General features: G+C 61.1%; 16 protein-coding genes. 10 read left to right on the top strand and 6 right to left on the bottom strand.

Translation table 11 applies throughout. The features are described from left to right. The 3 genes from BM269_RS20000 to BM269_RS19990 are packed head-to-tail and all read left to right on the top strand — an operon-like array spanning window position 1 to window position 1,623. Window positions 1-471, top strand: coding sequence for a type II secretion system protein (locus BM269_RS20000; protein ID WP_090441002.1), 471 nt, complete (start codon window positions 1-3; stop codon window positions 469-471). Next, window positions 465-839, top strand: coding sequence for a type II secretion system protein (locus BM269_RS19995; RefSeq protein WP_090440999.1), 375 nt, complete (start codon window positions 465-467; stop codon window positions 837-839). Before BM269_RS20000 ends, BM269_RS19995 begins: the two co-directional genes overlap by 7 nt. Beyond that, window positions 805-1,623, top strand: a complete 819-nt coding sequence (locus BM269_RS19990) for a type II secretion system protein (protein ID WP_211482728.1) — start codon at window positions 805-807, stop codon at window positions 1,621-1,623. The genes BM269_RS19995 and BM269_RS19990 overlap by 35 nt, the downstream gene beginning before the upstream one ends. Window positions 1,624-1,635: 12 nt before the next feature. Here BM269_RS19990 and murJ read toward each other — a convergent pair whose 3' ends face one another. Then, the gene (gene murJ / locus BM269_RS19985; protein ID WP_090440996.1) at window positions 1,636-3,186 is read right to left on the bottom strand and encodes a murein biosynthesis integral membrane protein MurJ; all 1,551 of its coding nucleotides are present in this window, start codon (window positions 3,184-3,186) and stop codon (window positions 1,636-1,638) included. 172 nt (window positions 3,187-3,358) lie between these two features. Here murJ and rpsT point away from each other — a divergent pair, with 172 nt between their 5' ends. Next, window positions 3,359-3,625 carry a 30S ribosomal protein S20 gene (rpsT, locus tag BM269_RS19980; protein ID WP_055937377.1) on the top strand — a complete coding sequence of 89 codons (267 nt, stop codon included), beginning with the start codon at window positions 3,359-3,361 and terminating at the stop codon, window positions 3,623-3,625. 88 nt (window positions 3,626-3,713) lie between these two features. Here rpsT and BM269_RS29495 read toward each other — a convergent pair whose 3' ends face one another. Continuing rightward, window positions 3,714-3,998: a hypothetical protein gene (locus BM269_RS29495; protein WP_170860439.1), complete on the bottom strand. Its 285-nt coding sequence runs from the start codon at window positions 3,996-3,998 to the stop codon at window positions 3,714-3,716. A gap of 80 nt (window positions 3,999-4,078) precedes the next feature. After that, window positions 4,079-4,642, bottom strand: coding sequence for a pseudouridine synthase (locus BM269_RS19970; RefSeq protein WP_090440990.1), 564 nt, complete (start codon window positions 4,640-4,642; stop codon window positions 4,079-4,081). 102 nt (window positions 4,643-4,744) lie between these two features. On the opposite strand from BM269_RS19970, the gene icd reads away from it, so the two are divergent. Next, window positions 4,745-5,998 carry an NADP-dependent isocitrate dehydrogenase gene (icd, locus tag BM269_RS19965; protein ID WP_090440987.1) on the top strand — a complete coding sequence of 418 codons (1,254 nt, stop codon included), beginning with the start codon at window positions 4,745-4,747 and terminating at the stop codon, window positions 5,996-5,998. 99 nt (window positions 5,999-6,097) lie between these two features. Here icd and BM269_RS19960 read toward each other — a convergent pair whose 3' ends face one another. Beyond that, a complete protein-coding gene (locus BM269_RS19960) occupies window positions 6,098-8,113 on the bottom strand; it encodes a serine hydrolase domain-containing protein (RefSeq protein ID WP_090440984.1) in 2,016 nt (671 codons plus the stop codon). 132 nt (window positions 8,114-8,245) lie between these two features. Between BM269_RS19960 and BM269_RS19955 the strand changes: the two genes are divergently transcribed. The 3 genes from BM269_RS19955 (at window position 8,246) to BM269_RS19945 (ending at window position 11,157) form a co-directional block, all read left to right on the top strand. Next, window positions 8,246-9,889, top strand: coding sequence for a histidine kinase (locus BM269_RS19955; RefSeq protein WP_170860438.1), 1,644 nt, complete (start codon window positions 8,246-8,248; stop codon window positions 9,887-9,889). Beyond that, window positions 9,859-10,584 (top strand): LytR/AlgR family response regulator transcription factor, encoded by a 726-nt coding sequence (locus tag BM269_RS19950; protein WP_090440978.1) that lies wholly within the window; start codon window positions 9,859-9,861, stop codon window positions 10,582-10,584. Before BM269_RS19955 ends, BM269_RS19950 begins: the two co-directional genes overlap by 31 nt. A 69-nt stretch (window positions 10,585-10,653) precedes the next feature. Continuing rightward, window positions 10,654-11,157: a hypothetical protein gene (locus BM269_RS19945; RefSeq protein ID WP_090440976.1), complete on the top strand. Its 504-nt coding sequence runs from the start codon at window positions 10,654-10,656 to the stop codon at window positions 11,155-11,157. On the opposite strand, the gene BM269_RS19940 is transcribed toward BM269_RS19945, so the two are convergent. Together BM269_RS19940 and BM269_RS19935 are read right to left on the bottom strand one after the other, a co-directional pair. Next, window positions 11,154-11,657 carry a GNAT family N-acetyltransferase gene (locus BM269_RS19940; RefSeq protein WP_090440973.1) on the bottom strand — a complete coding sequence of 168 codons (504 nt, stop codon included), beginning with the start codon at window positions 11,655-11,657 and terminating at the stop codon, window positions 11,154-11,156. The two genes, BM269_RS19945 and BM269_RS19940, sit on opposite strands and share 4 nt — an antisense overlap. 82 nt (window positions 11,658-11,739) lie before the next feature. Beyond that, complete coding sequence (locus BM269_RS19935; protein WP_055937397.1) at window positions 11,740-11,943, bottom strand: transcription antiterminator/RNA stability regulator CspE; 204 nt, start codon at window positions 11,941-11,943, stop codon at window positions 11,740-11,742. A 327-nt stretch (window positions 11,944-12,270) separates the two neighbouring features. On the opposite strand from BM269_RS19935, the gene clpS reads away from it, so the two are divergent. Together clpS and clpA are read left to right on the top strand one after the other, a co-directional pair. Then, on the top strand, window positions 12,271-12,573 hold the full coding sequence (gene clpS / locus BM269_RS19930; RefSeq protein WP_090441394.1) for an ATP-dependent Clp protease adapter ClpS: 303 nt from the start codon (window positions 12,271-12,273) through the stop codon (window positions 12,571-12,573). Then, on the top strand, window positions 12,570-14,870 hold the full coding sequence (clpA, locus tag BM269_RS19925; protein ID WP_090440970.1) for an ATP-dependent Clp protease ATP-binding subunit ClpA: 2,301 nt from the start codon (window positions 12,570-12,572) through the stop codon (window positions 14,868-14,870). The genes clpS and clpA overlap by 4 nt, the downstream gene beginning before the upstream one ends. Window positions 14,871-14,931 lie beyond the last annotated feature (61 nt).

Below are 14,931 nucleotides of genomic sequence, written 5' to 3'. Positions count from 1 at the left end.
ATGCGCGCGCGCGGATTCACCCTGATCGAACTGCTGGTGACGCTGGCCATCCTGGGCCTGCTCGCCGCGCTGGCGATCCCGGTCGGGCAGACCGTGGTCCAGCGCCGCAACGAGCAGGAGCTGCGCAGCGCGCTGCACGTGATCCGCAAGGCACTGGACGACTACAAGACCGCCTACGATGAAGGCCGCATCGCCAAGTCCATCACCGGCAACGGTTACCCGCGCACGCTGGAGCTGCTGGTGGAAGGCGTGGTCGACGTGCGCAGTCCGAAGCGGGCCAAGATCTACTTCCTGCGCCGCATCCCGCGCGACCCCTTCAATTCCGACGCCAATGCCAGCAACGGCCAGGGCTGGGGCAAGCGCAGCTACGCCAGCGACGCCGACGATCCGCGCGAAGGCGAGGATGTTTATGACGTGTATTCGACTTCGGAGCAGGTAGGCCTGAACGGCGTGCCTTACAAGAAATGGTGAACAAGAAGGGTTTCACGCTGATCGAACTGCTGGTGGTGCTGGGCATTATCGCCTTGCTGCTGACGCTGGCCGTGCCGCGCTATTTCCCGAGCGTGGACAAGACCAAGGAAACCATCCTTGGCGATAACCTGCGCAGCACGCGCGCCATCATCGACCAGTACTACGGCGATACGGGGCGCTTCCCGGACAGCCTTGAGCAACTGGTGGAAAAGAAGTACCTGCGCGCGCTGCCGATCGACCCGATCACGGAAAAGAGCGATAGCTGGACCATCGTGCCGCCGGACGACGTGGGCAAAGGCGGCGTGGCAGACATCAAGAGCGGAGCGCCCGGCAATGACCGCAGCGGCAAGCCTTATTCGGAGTGGTAAGCAGCACGGGTTCACCTACGTCAGCGTGGTGATCCTGGTGGCGATTATCGGCCTGGTAGGCGCCACGTCGCTGCGCCTTGGCACCACCATGCAGCGTGTGGCCGCTGAACAGGCGCTGCTCGATATCGGCATGGAGTACAGCAGTGCCCTGGCCAGCTATGCCGCTGCCACGCCCGAGGGACAGCCCAATTATCCGAAGTCGTTTGCCGAACTCCTGAAAGACCCGCGCTTCCCGCAATTGCGCCGCCACTTGCGTCGCGTTTATGTCGATCCGATGACGGGCAAGGCGGAGTGGGGGCTGGTGAAGGCCAACGAGAACGGCGGCATCCTGGCCATTTACAGCCTGTCGAAAGCGGCGCCGATCAAGATCGGCAATTTTCCACCGCGTTTCGTGGCCTTTGAGGGCAAAACCAGCCTGGCCGACTGGAAGTTCAGCGGCGAAGGCGTGCAGATTATGGGCGCCAAGGGCGCTGATGGCCAGCAGCCGGGCCAGCAGCCGGGGCAACCGGCCAAGCCGGGTTCGGGCATGCAGCCCGGCAGCCCGATGACTGGCGTGACCGGCACCCAGCCTGACGGCTTGAACGGCACACAGCCAGGCAGCAAGCCGGGTACGCCGCAAGAGCCGCCGCAACCGGCTGAACCGCCTGAACCACGTCAAGAGCCACCTCAAGAGCCACCGCAAGAGCCGCCGCAGGAACCACCGCAGGAACCGCAGGAGCCGCCGCCGGAACAGTCCGGCGACCAGCCGCAGGAAGAGCCGCCCCCGCCGCCGCCGCGCCGTTGAGGCCCTGCGGCCTTATTTGGCGCGGCGCTTGAAGTCGCGCAGGCGGAAGCCGAGCGCGAACAAAGTGCCGAAGTAGACCAGCACGCAGCCGCCGATCACCAGGAACAGGGCGCCGGCGCGCAGGATCGAATGATGGCGCATACCGAGCCAGTCGAACTGCTGCGCACCGAACCAGCCCGCAACACCCATCAGCACGACCGCCACCACCAGCTTGACGAAGAACTTCGACCATCCCGCCTGCGGCGCGTAGATGCCTTTCCGGCGCAGGCCGCGGAACAGCAGGGCGGCATTCAGCAGGGCGGCAACGCTGATCGACAGCGCCAGGCCGGCTACGTGGAACGCCGGCACGAAGGCCAGGTTCATGAGCTGGGTGGCCACCAGCACGAACAGGCCGATGCGCACCGGTGTGCGCACGTCCTGGCGGGCATAGAAAGCCGGCGTCAGCGACTTGACGAGGATGATGCCGATCAGGCCGACCGCATATGCCAGCAGCGGCTGTGCCGACATGATCGCCGCCTTATCCGAAAATTCGCCGTGATGGAACAAGGTCGCGATCAGCGGCAGCGAGAGCACGGCGATGCCGACGGCAGCCGGCAGCGCGAGCAGGAAGGTCAGGCGCAAACCCCAATCGAGCAGGGAAGAGTACTCGGCGTGGTCCTGCTCCTGGCTGGCCTTGGACAGGCTGGGCAGCAGGATGGTGCCGAGGGCCACGCCCAGCAGGGCATTCGGAAACTCCATCAGGCGGTCAGCAAAAGTCAGCCAGGAGACACTGCCTTCCTCCAGCCAGGAGGCGTAAGTGGTGTTGATCATCAGGCTGATTTGCGCCACCGAGACCGCAAACACGGCCGGCCCCATATTCTTCAACACGCGGCGCACGCCCGGATCGGACAGGCCGGAGCGCGGGTTCCAGGACAGGCGCGGCAGCATGCCGATCTTCACCAGCGAAGGCACCTGGATCACGACCTGCAGGATGCCGCCCACCATGACGGCAATCGCCATCGCATACACCGGCTGCTTCAAGTGCGGCGCGAGGAACAGGGCGGCGCCGATAAAGGAGAGATTGAGCAGGACCGGCGTGAAGGCCGGGATCTTGAAGTGGCGCCAGGTATTCAACACGCCGCTGGAGAGCGCGACGAAGGACATGCAGGCGATGTAGGGGAACATCAGGCGCGTCATCCATACCGCCGCGTCAAAGGATTCGGGGTCTTTGCTCAGGCCCGAACCAATCAGGTAGACGAACAGGGGAGCGCCTATAATACCGACTGCGCTGGTGAGCAGGGTGGCCCAGACCAGCACGGTCGCCACATGGTCGATCAGGGTGCGGGTAGCGTCCTCGCCTTGCTTGCCTTTGTATTCTGCCAACATTGGCACAAATGCCTGCGAAAACGCGCCTTCGGCAAACAGCCGGCGCAGCAGGTTGGGGATGCGGAAGGCAATGTAGAAGGCGTCGGTCAATCCGCCGGCGCCAAACGCGCGGGCAAACAGGATGTCGCGCAGGAGTCCCGTAATACGGGACAGCATTGTCATGCTGGAAATAGCAGCGAGGGTTTTGAGCAAGTTCATGGAGGGCGATTATATTTTGAATTGCCCTGGCAGCAAAACCCCGTTATAATTTAAGGCTGTACAGAATTCAGTAAGGCAGGCAGCGACGTTCAGCCGGCTCTGAAAACACCGCACCGGTTTGGCAAACGCTATTGTTTGCAAACGAACTTTGACAACGAATTAGGATTCTCAAATGGCAAATACCGCACAAGCGCGCAAACGCGCTCGTCAAGCAGTTAAGCAAAACGCTCACAACTCCGCTCAGCGTTCGACCCTGCGTACCGCTATCAAAGCTGTGCGCAAGGCTATCCAGGCTGGCGACAAAGCTGCTGCTACCACCATCTTCCAAGCTTCCGTGTCGACCATCGACTCGATCGCTGACAAGAAAATCATCCACAAGAACAAGGCAGCTCGCCACAAGAGCCGTCTGGCAGCTGCCCTGAAGGCACTGTCCGCCTAAGTTCGTGTGCTGGCGGCATTAGCCGCCAAACAGGTGTACCGGAATAACCCGCATGGCATTGCGCCATAGCGGGTTTTTCGCTTTGTGCCTACTTCATTGAGGCAGCCATGGAAGCGGCCATGGAAGCGGATGAGGCTGCCGATGCGGCGGCCGAAGCAGCGGCAGAAGCGGCTTTCTTGGCTTTCTTGGCTGATTTTTTGGCGGAGGCCGCGTCCGAAGCTGCGGCCGATGCGGCCATGGAGGCGGAAGCCATCGGCGCTGCCGACGCCATGGAAGCGGCGGAAGCCGATGCCGAGCCTTTCATGTGGTGGTCAGCAGCGAAGGCGGAGAGGGAAAGCAGGGAGGCCAGCAGCACGACAGTAGTCTTAGACATGACGAACTCCTTTTATAGTGGATGCAGGTTCATGTGAACCTGATTCATCAACGCTGCTGGAACTTGCCTGGTTGACTTATTCAGCGCGAGCTCAGGTCGTCCGGCGAGACTTCCATCGACTCGCCCGGCATCAGCGGGTGGCTGGCCAGCGAGATGCCGCCAATGGCTGAGCGCACCAGGCGCAGCGTAGGGTGGCCGATGGCCGCGGTCATGCGGCGCACCTGGCGGTTCTTGCCCTCTTGCAGGGTAATTGCCAGCCAGGAGGTGGGTTGGCCGGCGCGTTGGCGGATCGGCGGATTGCGCGGCCACAGCCAGCCCGGTTCGGTGATGCGGACTGCCTGGCAGGGCAGGGTGGTGAAGTCGCCCAGGTCGAGCGGCGCCTGCAGCCGCGCCATGGCCCCCGCATCGGGCACGCCTTCCACCTGCACCAGGTAGGTCTTGGCTTCCTTGCGGTCCGGGTGGGCGATCTTGTGCTGCAGCTTGCCGTCGTCGGTCATCAGCATCAAACCCTCGCTGTCATAGTCGAGGCGGCCGGCGGGGTAGACGTTCGGCGTCTTGACGTAGTCGGCCAGCGTTTCCTTATCTCCGGAGGGGGAAAACTGGCACAATACCTGAAAAGGTTTATTAAAAAGTATCAGAGGCATAGGTCGGTAGTATAGCGCCCAGTAAAATACTGGTGCATAATGTGGAACGCCAGTGTCTTATGTCTTATAGAAGACTGCCAAAACCCTTCTTCGGAGAACACGATGTACCAACATATCAAAGTACCTGCCGACGGCCAGAAAATCACCGTCAACGCCGATTTTTCCCTGACCGTGCCTGACACCCCGATCATTCCATACCTGGAAGGCGACGGCACCGGCGTGGACATCACCCCGGTGATGATCAAGGTGGTCGACGCGGCGGTAGCCAAGTCCTACGGCGGCAAGCGCAAGATCAGCTGGATGGAGATCTTCGCCGGCGAGAAATCGACCAAGGTCTACGGCCCGGACGTGTGGCTGCCGGAAGAAACCCTGAAGGTACTGAAGGAATATGTCGTGTCGATCAAGGGCCCGCTGACCACCCCGGTCGGCGGCGGCATCCGTTCCCTGAACGTGGCCCTGCGCCAGGAGCTGGACCTGTACGTCTGCCTGCGTCCTGTACGCTATTTCAAAGGCGTGCCTTCGCCGGTGCGCGAGCCTGAGAAGACCGATATGGTGATCTTCCGCGAAAACTCGGAAGACATCTACGCCGGTATCGAATACCAGCAAGGCACCGAAGGCGCCAGGAAGATCATCGATTTCCTGACCAAGGAAATGGGCGTGAAGAAGATCCGCTTCCCTGAAACGTCGGGCATCGGCATCAAACCGGTGTCGATCGAAGGCACCGAGCGCCTGGTGCGCAAGGCGATCCAGTACGCGATCGACAACGACAAGCCGTCCGTGACCATCGTCCACAAGGGCAATATCATGAAGTACACCGAAGGTGGCTTCCGTGACTGGGCCTATGCGCTGGCGCAAAAGGAATTCGGTGCTGAACTGATCGACGGCGGCCCATGGTGCAAGTTCAAGAATCCCAAGACCGGCCGCGAGATCACGGTCAAGGATTCGATCGCCGATGCGTTCCTGCAGCAGATCCTGCTGCGCCCGGCGGAATACTCGGTGATCGCCACCTTGAACCTGAACGGCGACTACATCTCTGACGCGCTGGCGGCACAAGTGGGCGGCATCGGTATCGCTCCGGGCGCCAACCTGTCGGACTCCGTGGCCATGTTCGAAGCGACCCATGGCACCGCGCCCAAGTACGCAGGCAAGGATTATGTGAACCCAGGTTCGCTGATCCTGTCCGCTGAAATGATGCTGCGCCACATGGGCTGGACCGAGGCGGCCGACCTGATCATCTCCTCGATGGAGAAGGCGATCACCTCCAAGAAAGTCACCTACGACTTCGCCCGCCTGATGGAAGGCGCGACCCAGGTGTCGTGCTCCGGCTTCGGCGACGTCATGATCGAGCAGATGTAAAGCAAGTCCGCTTTAAGCAAGACCCCGCCATCCGCAAGGAGGCGGGGTTTTTTCTTTGCCGCGCAGGAGGGGCGATCCGCCTTTCTGCTGCGCCCTGTTCTATCGGCCCGACTTATCTACGACCTGCCGGGCGGCAGCGGCATTTGGATACTGTGGATCAAGCGCAAGCGCCTGCCGGTAGGCCAGCACGGCCTGATCATCCGCGCCAGCCCTGGCATAGAACTCACCAAGCGTGTCGCGCAAATTGGCGTCGCGCGGGTGCAATTCAACGGCGCTTAACAGCAAGGGGATCGCATCGACGCCCCTGGCGGCAATTTCGTAGCAAAGTGCGTTGAGGGCACTGGCGCTTGCGCTGCCGCCCGCTTCAATTGACAGCGCCGCGCGCAGCGCTCGTTCGCCAGCTTCCCGATTTCCGCTGAGAATTGCTGTCATGCCGAACAAGGATTGTGCGGCTTGCGTGTCGCCATAGGCCTCAACGGCCAGTTGGGCCGCCTGCATGGCCAGGATTTTCCGGCCCTGGCCCAGCAGGCGGAAAGCCCCTTCGCGCAGTTGTGCCGTGTAGTCGGGATAGGCCTGCGCGCCACGATACTTCTGCATTTCGCTGCGTAGGGTGGCGATGGCGGCGGCGCTTTCCGGCACGCGCGGCGCGAACCGGACGTTGCGGGACCAGTCGGGGTGCAAGGCTGCTACCGCCTGTTCGATGGACTGCGAAAAGCGCTGTCCTTGCGGGATGGCCGCGCTGCGGCGATAGAGTGCGATGTAGTCCCGGGCGAATCCGATGGCCCCGATGTTGGAATAGCTTTGCAGCTTCATCCCGCTCCTTGCGAGCGCCTGCGCCATCGTGCTGCCGGCAAGGCGCAGTTGCGATACGGTGGCCGCAGCTGCATTGTCATTGATGGCGGCGAAAGCCATGCTGATTGCCACTGCATCGCCACTGATCGGGGGGCGCCCGGCTTCGGCATGGCTGCGGCCTTCATTATAAAGTGCCTGCATCGCCCTGTAGTAAGGACGGTGGGCCGGCTGCCGGATATAAGGGGTCAGCTGCCAGGCCTCGCCGGTGACACTTTCGAACAGGCGGGCGGCAAAGGCAGTCAGGTCGATCCGCTGCAAATTGGCCGCGACAGCGATGCTTAGCCGGCGCGAAGGGAACACGAAAAGGTAGGTGGATGTTTCCGGTTGCATGCCATCGTGCGAAATCACGAACTTGCCGTCGACTGGGTACGTTTGCCAGCCCATTCCATAACCAGTCGTCTCGCCGCCCCTGGTCGTCATCGAGGTTCCCATCATGGCGAGGCTGGCGGGGGACAGCATGCGTCCCTGGCTGACTCCTTGCCCGAAACGAAGCATGTCGGCGACGCTGGAACGGGCGCCTCCAGCCGAGAAGCGGCTGCTGATGTCGATGAACTCCGAGTGCTGGAGTTGCGGGCCGATAAGCTGGTAGCCGCGCACCCGGTGCGGGATCAGTGCCAGCGGATCGTCGAGCCGGGTTGATGCCATGCCCAGCGGCCCCCAGATCGCCGAACGCATGTAGTCCCCATAGCTTTGGCCGGAAGCGCCTTCGATCACCGCGCCCAGCAGGTTGTAGCCATAGCTGGTATAGCGGAACCGGGTGCCGGGTTCGGCCACCAGATCGAAATCCTGGAATACCGCCAGCGATTGCCGCGTATCCTTGCGCTCCTTGAAATGCTGCTCTGCCGCCGGATTGACATAAGCATTGATGCCGCCCAAGTGCCCGAGGAGTTGGCGCACCGTAATCGGATAAGGCTTGCGTGGAAAGTAGGGGACATAGGCCTGCACTTCCGCGTCAAGTTCGATCTTGCCTTGTTCAACCAGGCGCATGACCGCGGTGGCGGTCATCGGTTTGGTCACCGATGCCAGGCGATAGCTGGAATCAGCCCGTGCGGGCACCTGGTTTTCCAGGTCGGCAAAGCCATACCCCCTGGCCCAGGTGATGCCGTCCTGCGCATAACCGATCGACAATCCGGGAATCCTGCGCGCAGCCATTTCGCTGCCGACGAAGGCGTCAAAACCGGCTGGCGGCTGGCGCAGGACCGCGGCGGCTTGCACTGGATGGATTACGGCGGCGAGCAGGAGAAGCAGGGATGGTTGGCGCATGGGCGTGATGGAAGTGTGTTGGGTGGCAAATCTTATGCAGCGGCGATCCCTCCGGCACGCAAAAATGCATGAACCGCACCGGCAGGGCGCCAAATGCACTTCCGGGGGAAATTAGTTCGCTACAATGCCCCCATGACGCGACTTCTCATGCTGTGCTGCCTGCTGTTACTCCATCCTTTCCAGGCCGTGGCATCAATGTCGCTCGATAAGCTGGCATTCCAGGAAGTCGGCGTACCGTTTGAAGAATGCGGCAGTGTGGCGGGAACCGTGACAGGACCTTTTTCATTCGACCAATTGGGTGCGCGCCAGGCGCATTGCATCCAGGCGGAGTTCACCATTTCCCGCCAGCCGGACCGCCCGCAACACCTGCTGCTGTCGATGCTCGCATCGAGCGAGATTTACCTGGACGGCATGCGTGTGGGGGTGAATGGCGTGCCGGCGGAATCCGCGCAAGGCGAGCGGCAAGGGCGGATCGACTACCAGCTTGCGCTTGCGCCGGAACAACTGTCAGCGGGCAGGCATCGCCTGGTGCTGAAGCTGTCGACATGGCATGGCAGTGAGCGCATTCGCGAACAGTTCTATAACTTGTCGGTTGAGGACGATGCGCCCACTGCGGCACGCAAGACGCTGCCGCTCGTGCTGGCGGGTGCGCTGGCACTGGTAGCCGCGCTGGCCACGGCTTTGCTCGTGTATTACCAGCGCAAGGCTGATTGGTGCGTGTTCGCCATGCTGTGCGTGACGGCCAGCCTGCTGCTCGTGACCGAGGCATGGCGTGGTGTGGCGGGGTATGAATACGGTTATCACCTGGCGAGGCTGATGGCCGTCCAGGTGCTTACGGGCCTGTTTTCATTGCTACTCCCCGCATACTTCATGTTTGCCTATGCCTTGCCGCGCAAACGATACGTGGCGGGAGCGGCGGCCCTGGCTGTCGCTGCAATTGCCGGCACCAGCCTGCATTTCGACGCGAAGGCGGCGTTGATGTTCAGCGTGGCGCTGGTGGCAAGTGCCGCGATCAACCTGCATGCCCTGCGCCGCGGTGCAGCGGTGGGCCGTTCAGGTTTGGCGGTGGTGCTGCTGTCGCTGGCCTTATGGTTGGTTCCCGGCACAGGATTTTTTGCTGAAACCGGCTTTGCGCTGGTTGTATTCCTGCTCTTGTTTACGATCCTGGGCCAGTTGCTGCGCCAGCTTATCCGCGACCGCAATAAAGCTTTGCTTGCAACGCGCCTTGAGAACCAGCTGCTGCGCAAAAGCCTGCAGCCGCATTTCCTGATGAATTCTTTAAGTTCGATTGGGGAGCTGGTGCATCATTCGCCACTCCAGGCGGAACAGTTTGTCGAAGCGCTGGGGCGCGAGTTCCGGATGTTGGGGGATTATGCCAGCCAGGTGACGATTCCCCTGTCGCGCGAACTGGAACTTTGCCACAACTACCTGGCAATCATGGCAGTGCGGCTGCAGCGCCATTGTTCGCTGAAGGTCAGCGGCGAGCCCGGCGCGCTATGCCTGCCGCCGGCGGTCCTGCTCACATGCCTGGAGAACGCTTTTTCGCATAACCGCTATCGCGACGACCTGGTGTTTGACATGGACATCGCGCACAGCGACGGGCATGCCATCCTGTCGCTGGCCATGCCACTGGCGGATGGGCGCAAGCACCAGGGCAGTGGTACCGGTTCGACTTACATCCATAGCAGCCTGCAGGAGGCCTTCGCCGGCAGCGCCAGTTACCAGGGCCGGCCAGGGGAGGGCATATGGCTCGCCACGATCAGGCTACCCGCATGAACGTCTTGATCGTGGAAGACGAGCCCCTGATCGCGCAACGCCTGGTACGCGAGGTGCGCTTATTTTTTGGTGAGCGGGTCGCAAAGATTTCGCAGGGCGACGATCTGGATGAACTCCTCGTCACCTTGCGTTCAGGGACCATCGACCTGCTGCTGCTCGACCTGAACTTGCATGGCGATGACGGCTTTCGCTTGCTGGAAATGGCCAGGGAAGGGAGTTTTCGCACTGTCATTGTCTCGGCCCATGCCGAGCGGGCCGTGCGGGCATTCGATTTCGGCGTGCTTGATTTTGTCGCCAAGCCATTCAGCCAGGCGCGCCTGCAGCAGGCGTTTCAGCGCTATGCCGACAGCGCCGGGCAGGAGGGCGTGCGCTCGCTGGTCATCAGGAAGATGGGGGGCATCGAGTTGTTGTCGATCGACAAGATCAACCATATCCGGGCGGATGGGCACTATACGCAGCTGCAGATGTGCGATGGAAGCGGTCACTTCCATGACTGCGCCCTGGACAAGCTGTTGGCGACCCTGCCACCGAACTTCCTGCGTGTCCATCGCTCGTACGCGGTCAATATGCAGCACTTCATCCGCTTGCGTATCGCGCCAGGCGGCCGCTACCTGATCGACACCCGGTTTACTGCGGGCATTCCGGTTTCACGTGGCCTTTATCCTTCGGTGCGGGCGGCACTGGCAAGCTTCTGAGGCAGGTCAAAAACGCCTCGCGAGCCTGGGCAGACAATGGCGTGTCGATGTTCATGCCAGGAGGCCGCCATGTCGCAGAGCTTGCTTGACGATCAATCGTGCCCGTCCGAAGATGATGGGGAAGCGCGAATTCACCAATTGGAGCACAAGGTGGATAACCTCAATTGCGAACTAGCCTTGTTACGCCAGCATATGGACAGCGGCTTTGCTTTGGCGCGCTCCGACGTGGCCGCCCGTTTTGCCGAGGCAGACCTCAGGACGGCGGAGCGGTGTGCCAAATCCGAGCAAAGAATTGCGGAGCGGTTTGCCGAATCCGAGCAAAGGACTGCGGAACGGTTTGCCGAATCCGAGCAAAGGAGCGCGGAACGGTTTGCTGAGGCTGCCCGGCGGCAGGATGACAATATGAAGGCGTTGACGTGCCAGCTGCAGGCGCAAATCGTCGATTCGGAAAGACGACAGGAAATGCGCCTTTTGGAATTGTCGCGGCGGCAGGACGCATTTGGTCGTTGGATAGTCGGAATTTCTGTAGGCATCGTCATATTGATAGCCAATATGGCGAGCCGCCTAATCTAGTGATGCCGGTAATGCAGGCACGCCAGCGGCTGCTCTGCGACCCGGGCCAGGATAGGCGAGGGGCCGGCCAGAGCGAAGCCTGCGCGCTCCAGGACGCGGGCGGAAGCAGCGTTGGCGATTGTGACGTGGGCGTCGAGGCCGCGCAGTTCCCAGCGGCCGTAGGCCAGCTCCATCAGGTGTGTCAGCGCGGCGCCGGCCAGGCCGCGGCCGATGGCGGTGGCTGCAATGCGATAGCCGACTTCCGCCCGTCGAGCGATGCGGTCGATATCTTTCAGGTTGCAGCGACCGACAATGGCGCCATCGTCCTCGAGCAGCAGACACGGATGCATGGTGCCCGCTGCATGGCGGGCCAGGTAGTCCCCGATATGCGCAGCGACGCCGAACAGATTGTAAAAGTCTGGCGCTCGGGCGTCGACTTGCGACTCGAACCAGTCACGGTTGGCAAGCTCGAATTCCAGCAGGGCGGACGCGTCGGCTGTTGTCAAAGTGCGGATTTGCATGACGAAATCGGCATAATGCCGGCAGGGTGGCAGGCGAAAAAAAACCCCGCGGGGCGGGGCTTTTCGTTATCCGGAGCCAGGATTAGCTGGACTGGATGTTGGACGCTTGCTTGCCTTTAGGGCCTTGCGTGACTTCGAACTGCACTTTTTGACCTTCTTTCAGGGTCTTGAAGCCGTTCATGTTAATAGCGGAAAAGTGTGCGAACAAATCCTCGCCGCCATCATCAGGAGTGATGAAGCCAAAACCTTTGGAGTCATTGAACCACTTAACGGTACCAGTTGCCATATTAAAAAAACCTTCATTAAAAACGAATCACACGAGCCATAAAAGCAAGAAGCTTCCTGCCCCCTCCTCGACAACTCACTTCTTACCAACGAATGTACAGATCTGCACAAGGTCGATATGGCATTGTTGGCGGAACAATTTTTAATGTCAAGCGCTTTCACTAGCACATGGTGAGCTTTTTGCAACAGCTTTTTTTCGACCCCTTGATTTTGCGCACCCCGACCGCCATCTGCGGCAATCGGCGAAAACGCGTAAGATGAGTACTGGTGGAAATGGCCCTCTTAAATGGGCGTTGCAACTAGTCTGAAAGCATTAGAATATAAGCGTATGGCAACCAAGCATGACACCGACACCGTCCTGGAACGGCAGGCGATAAAGCCGCCACCTATGTACCAGGTGGCCCTGTTGAACGACGACTACACTCCAATGGAGTTTGTGGTCGCCATTATCCAGGAGTATTTCAATAAGGATCGGGAAACCGCCACACAAATTATGCTGAGTGTCCATCGCTACGGCAAAGGCGTGTGCGGCGTTTTCTCTAAAGATATAGCTTCAACCAAAGTGGAGTTTGTTTTAACGCATGCACGCAAGGCGGGGCATCCCCTGCAATGTGTGATGGAGGAAGTATGATTGCGCAGGAATTGGAAGTAAGTTTGCATATGGCGTTTGTCGAAGCGCGGCAAGCACGACACGAGTTCATCACCGTGGAGCACTTGCTGCTGGCGCTGCTTGACAATCCATCGGCAGCCGAGGTGCTGCGCGCCTGCGCAGTGAATATTGAGGACCTGCGCAAAACGCTGACCAACTTCATCGGCGATAACACGCCGACCGTGCCCGGCACCGGCGAAGTGGATACCCAGCCGACCCTGGGCTTCCAGCGCGTGATCCAGCGCGCGATCATGCACGTGCAGTCGGCTTCCAACGGCAAGAAGGAAGTGACAGGCGCCAATGTGCTGGTGGCCATCTTTGGTGAAAAGGACTCGCACGCGGTGTACTACCTGCACCAGCAGGGCGTCACCCGCCTGGACGTGGTCAACTTCATCTCGCACGGCGTGCGCAAGGACCAGCAGATGGATTCCGGCAAGGCATCCGAAGGCGTGGAAGAGGGCACCGTGCCGGAGGGCCAGGCCAAGGAATCGCCGCTCGACCAGTTCACCCAGAACCTGAACAAGTCCGCCGCCGAGGGCAAGATCGACCCGCTGATCGGCCGCGAAGACGAAGTGGACCGCGTGATCCAGGTGCTGTGCCGCCGCCGCAAGAACAACCCGCTGCTGGTGGGCGAGGCCGGCGTGGGCAAGACCGCCATCGCGGAAGGCCTGGCTTACCGCATCACCCAGGGTGACGTACCGGAGGTGCTGTCCAGCGCCGTGGTCTATTCGCTCGACATGGGTGCGCTGCTGGCCGGCACCAAGTACCGCGGCGACTTCGAGCAGCGCCTGAAGGCGGTGCTGAAGCAGCTGAAAGACAATCCGAACGGCATCCTGTTCATCGACGAGATCCACACCATCATCGGCGCCGGCTCGGCGTCGGGCGGTACGCTGGACGCGTCCAACCTGCTGAAACCGGCGCTGGCCAACGGCCAACTGAAATGCATCGGCGCGACCACGTTCACGGAATTCCGCGGCGTGTTCGAGAAAGACCATGCGCTGTCGCGTCGCTTCCAGAAGGTCGACGTCAACGAGCCGACTGTGGAGCAGACCGTGCAGATCCTGCGCGGCCTGAAGTCGCGCTTCGAAGAACACCATGGCGTGAAGTATTCGTCGTCGGCGCTGTCGACCGCGGCCGAACTGGCGGCGCGCTTCATCAACGACCGCCACCTGCCGGACAAGGCCATCGATGTGATCGATGAGGCGGGTGCCGCCCAGCGCATCCTGCCGAAATCGAAGCAGAAGAAAACCATCGGCAAGACCGAGATCGAGGAAATCATTTCCAAGATCGCGCGCATTCCGCCGCAGACCGTCAACCAGGATGACCGCAGCAAACTGGCCACCATCGACCGCGACCTGCGCAACGTGGTGTTCGGCCAGGATCCTGCGATCGAAGCGCTGGCGTCGGCGATCAAGATGTCGCGCGCCGGCCTGGGCAAGCAGGACAAGCCGATCGGCTCCTTCCTGTTCTCCGGTCCGACCGGCGTCGGCAAGACCGAGGTGGCCAAGCAACTGGCCTTCATCCTGGGCATCGAGCTGATCCGCTTCGACATGTCGGAATACATGGAGCGCCATGCGGTGAGCCGCCTGATCGGTGCGCCGCCAGGCTACGTGGGTTACGACCAGGGCGGGCTGCTGACCGAGGCGATCACCAAGAAGCCGCACGCTGTGCTGTTACTCGACGAGATCGAGAAGGCGCATCCGGATATCTTCAATATCCTGTTGCAGGTGATGGACCATGGCACGCTGACCGACAACAACGGCCGTAAAGCCGACTTCCGCAACGTGATCATCATCATGACCACCAATGCGGGTGCGGAAAGCCTGCAGAAGCGTTCGATCGGTTTCACCGACAGCAAGGAAGCGGGCGACGAAATGGCGGACATCAAGCGCATGTTCACGCCGGAGTTCCGCAACCGCCTGGATGCGACCATCAGCTTCCGTGCGCTGGACGAGGAAATCATCCTGCGCGTGGTGGACAAGTTCCTGATGCAGCTGGAAGAGCAGCTGCACGAGAAGAAGGTGGAAGCCATCTTCAGCGAGAAGTTGCGCAAGTTCCTGGCGAAGAAGGGCTTCGATCCTTTGATGGGCGCGCGCCCGATGTCGCGCCTGATCCAGGACATGATCCGCAAGGCGCTGGCCGACGAACTGCTGTTCGGCCGACTGGTGTCCGGCGGCCGCGTGATTGTCGACCTGGACGACGCCGAAGGCATCAAGCTGGAGTTCCCCGAACCGGACGCGGCACCAACGCCACCGCCGGAAACCGTCGAAGTCGAATAAGCGGCCCGGCCGCCCCAAACAACCCGCTCTGGATCGAGCGGGTTTTTTTTATTCAACTTGA

Source organism: Duganella sp. CF458 (assembly GCF_900113115.1).
In the GTDB taxonomy this organism is placed as follows: domain Bacteria; phylum Pseudomonadota; class Gammaproteobacteria; order Burkholderiales; family Burkholderiaceae_D; genus Rugamonas.
The sequence above is the reverse complement of the archived record's forward strand: the minus strand, read 5'-3'. Positions and strand labels throughout refer to the sequence as shown.

Excerpts from the sequence above, each read along its gene's own strand:
- BM269_RS20000 (WP_090441002.1), top strand. The coding sequence starts at position 1 with ATGCGCGCGCGCGGATTCACCCTGATCGAACTGCTGGTGACGCTGGCC.
- BM269_RS19995 (WP_090440999.1), top strand. The coding sequence starts at position 465 with ATGGTGAACAAGAAGGGTTTCACGCTGATCGAACTGCTGGTGGTGCTG.
- BM269_RS19990 (WP_211482728.1), top strand. The coding sequence starts at position 805 with ATGACCGCAGCGGCAAGCCTTATTCGGAGTGGTAAGCAGCACGGGTTC.
- murJ (WP_090440996.1), bottom strand. The coding sequence starts at position 3,186 with ATGAACTTGCTCAAAACCCTCGCTGCTATTTCCAGCATGACAATGCTG.
- rpsT (WP_055937377.1), top strand. The coding sequence starts at position 3,359 with ATGGCAAATACCGCACAAGCGCGCAAACGCGCTCGTCAAGCAGTTAAG.
- BM269_RS29495 (WP_170860439.1), bottom strand. The coding sequence starts at position 3,998 with ATGTCTAAGACTACTGTCGTGCTGCTGGCCTCCCTGCTTTCCCTCTCC.
- BM269_RS19970 (WP_090440990.1), bottom strand. The coding sequence starts at position 4,642 with ATGCCTCTGATACTTTTTAATAAACCTTTTCAGGTATTGTGCCAGTTT.
- icd (WP_090440987.1), top strand. The coding sequence starts at position 4,745 with ATGTACCAACATATCAAAGTACCTGCCGACGGCCAGAAAATCACCGTC.
- BM269_RS19960 (WP_090440984.1), bottom strand. The coding sequence starts at position 8,113 with ATGCGCCAACCATCCCTGCTTCTCCTGCTCGCCGCCGTAATCCATCCA.
- BM269_RS19955 (WP_170860438.1), top strand. The coding sequence starts at position 8,246 with ATGACGCGACTTCTCATGCTGTGCTGCCTGCTGTTACTCCATCCTTTC.
- BM269_RS19950 (WP_090440978.1), top strand. The coding sequence starts at position 9,859 with ATGGCTCGCCACGATCAGGCTACCCGCATGAACGTCTTGATCGTGGAA.
- BM269_RS19945 (WP_090440976.1), top strand. The coding sequence starts at position 10,654 with ATGTCGCAGAGCTTGCTTGACGATCAATCGTGCCCGTCCGAAGATGAT.
- BM269_RS19940 (WP_090440973.1), bottom strand. The coding sequence starts at position 11,657 with ATGCAAATCCGCACTTTGACAACAGCCGACGCGTCCGCCCTGCTGGAA.
- BM269_RS19935 (WP_055937397.1), bottom strand. The coding sequence starts at position 11,943 with ATGGCAACTGGTACCGTTAAGTGGTTCAATGACTCCAAAGGTTTTGGC.
- clpS (WP_090441394.1), top strand. The coding sequence starts at position 12,271 with ATGGCAACCAAGCATGACACCGACACCGTCCTGGAACGGCAGGCGATA.
- clpA (WP_090440970.1), top strand. The coding sequence starts at position 12,570 with ATGATTGCGCAGGAATTGGAAGTAAGTTTGCATATGGCGTTTGTCGAA.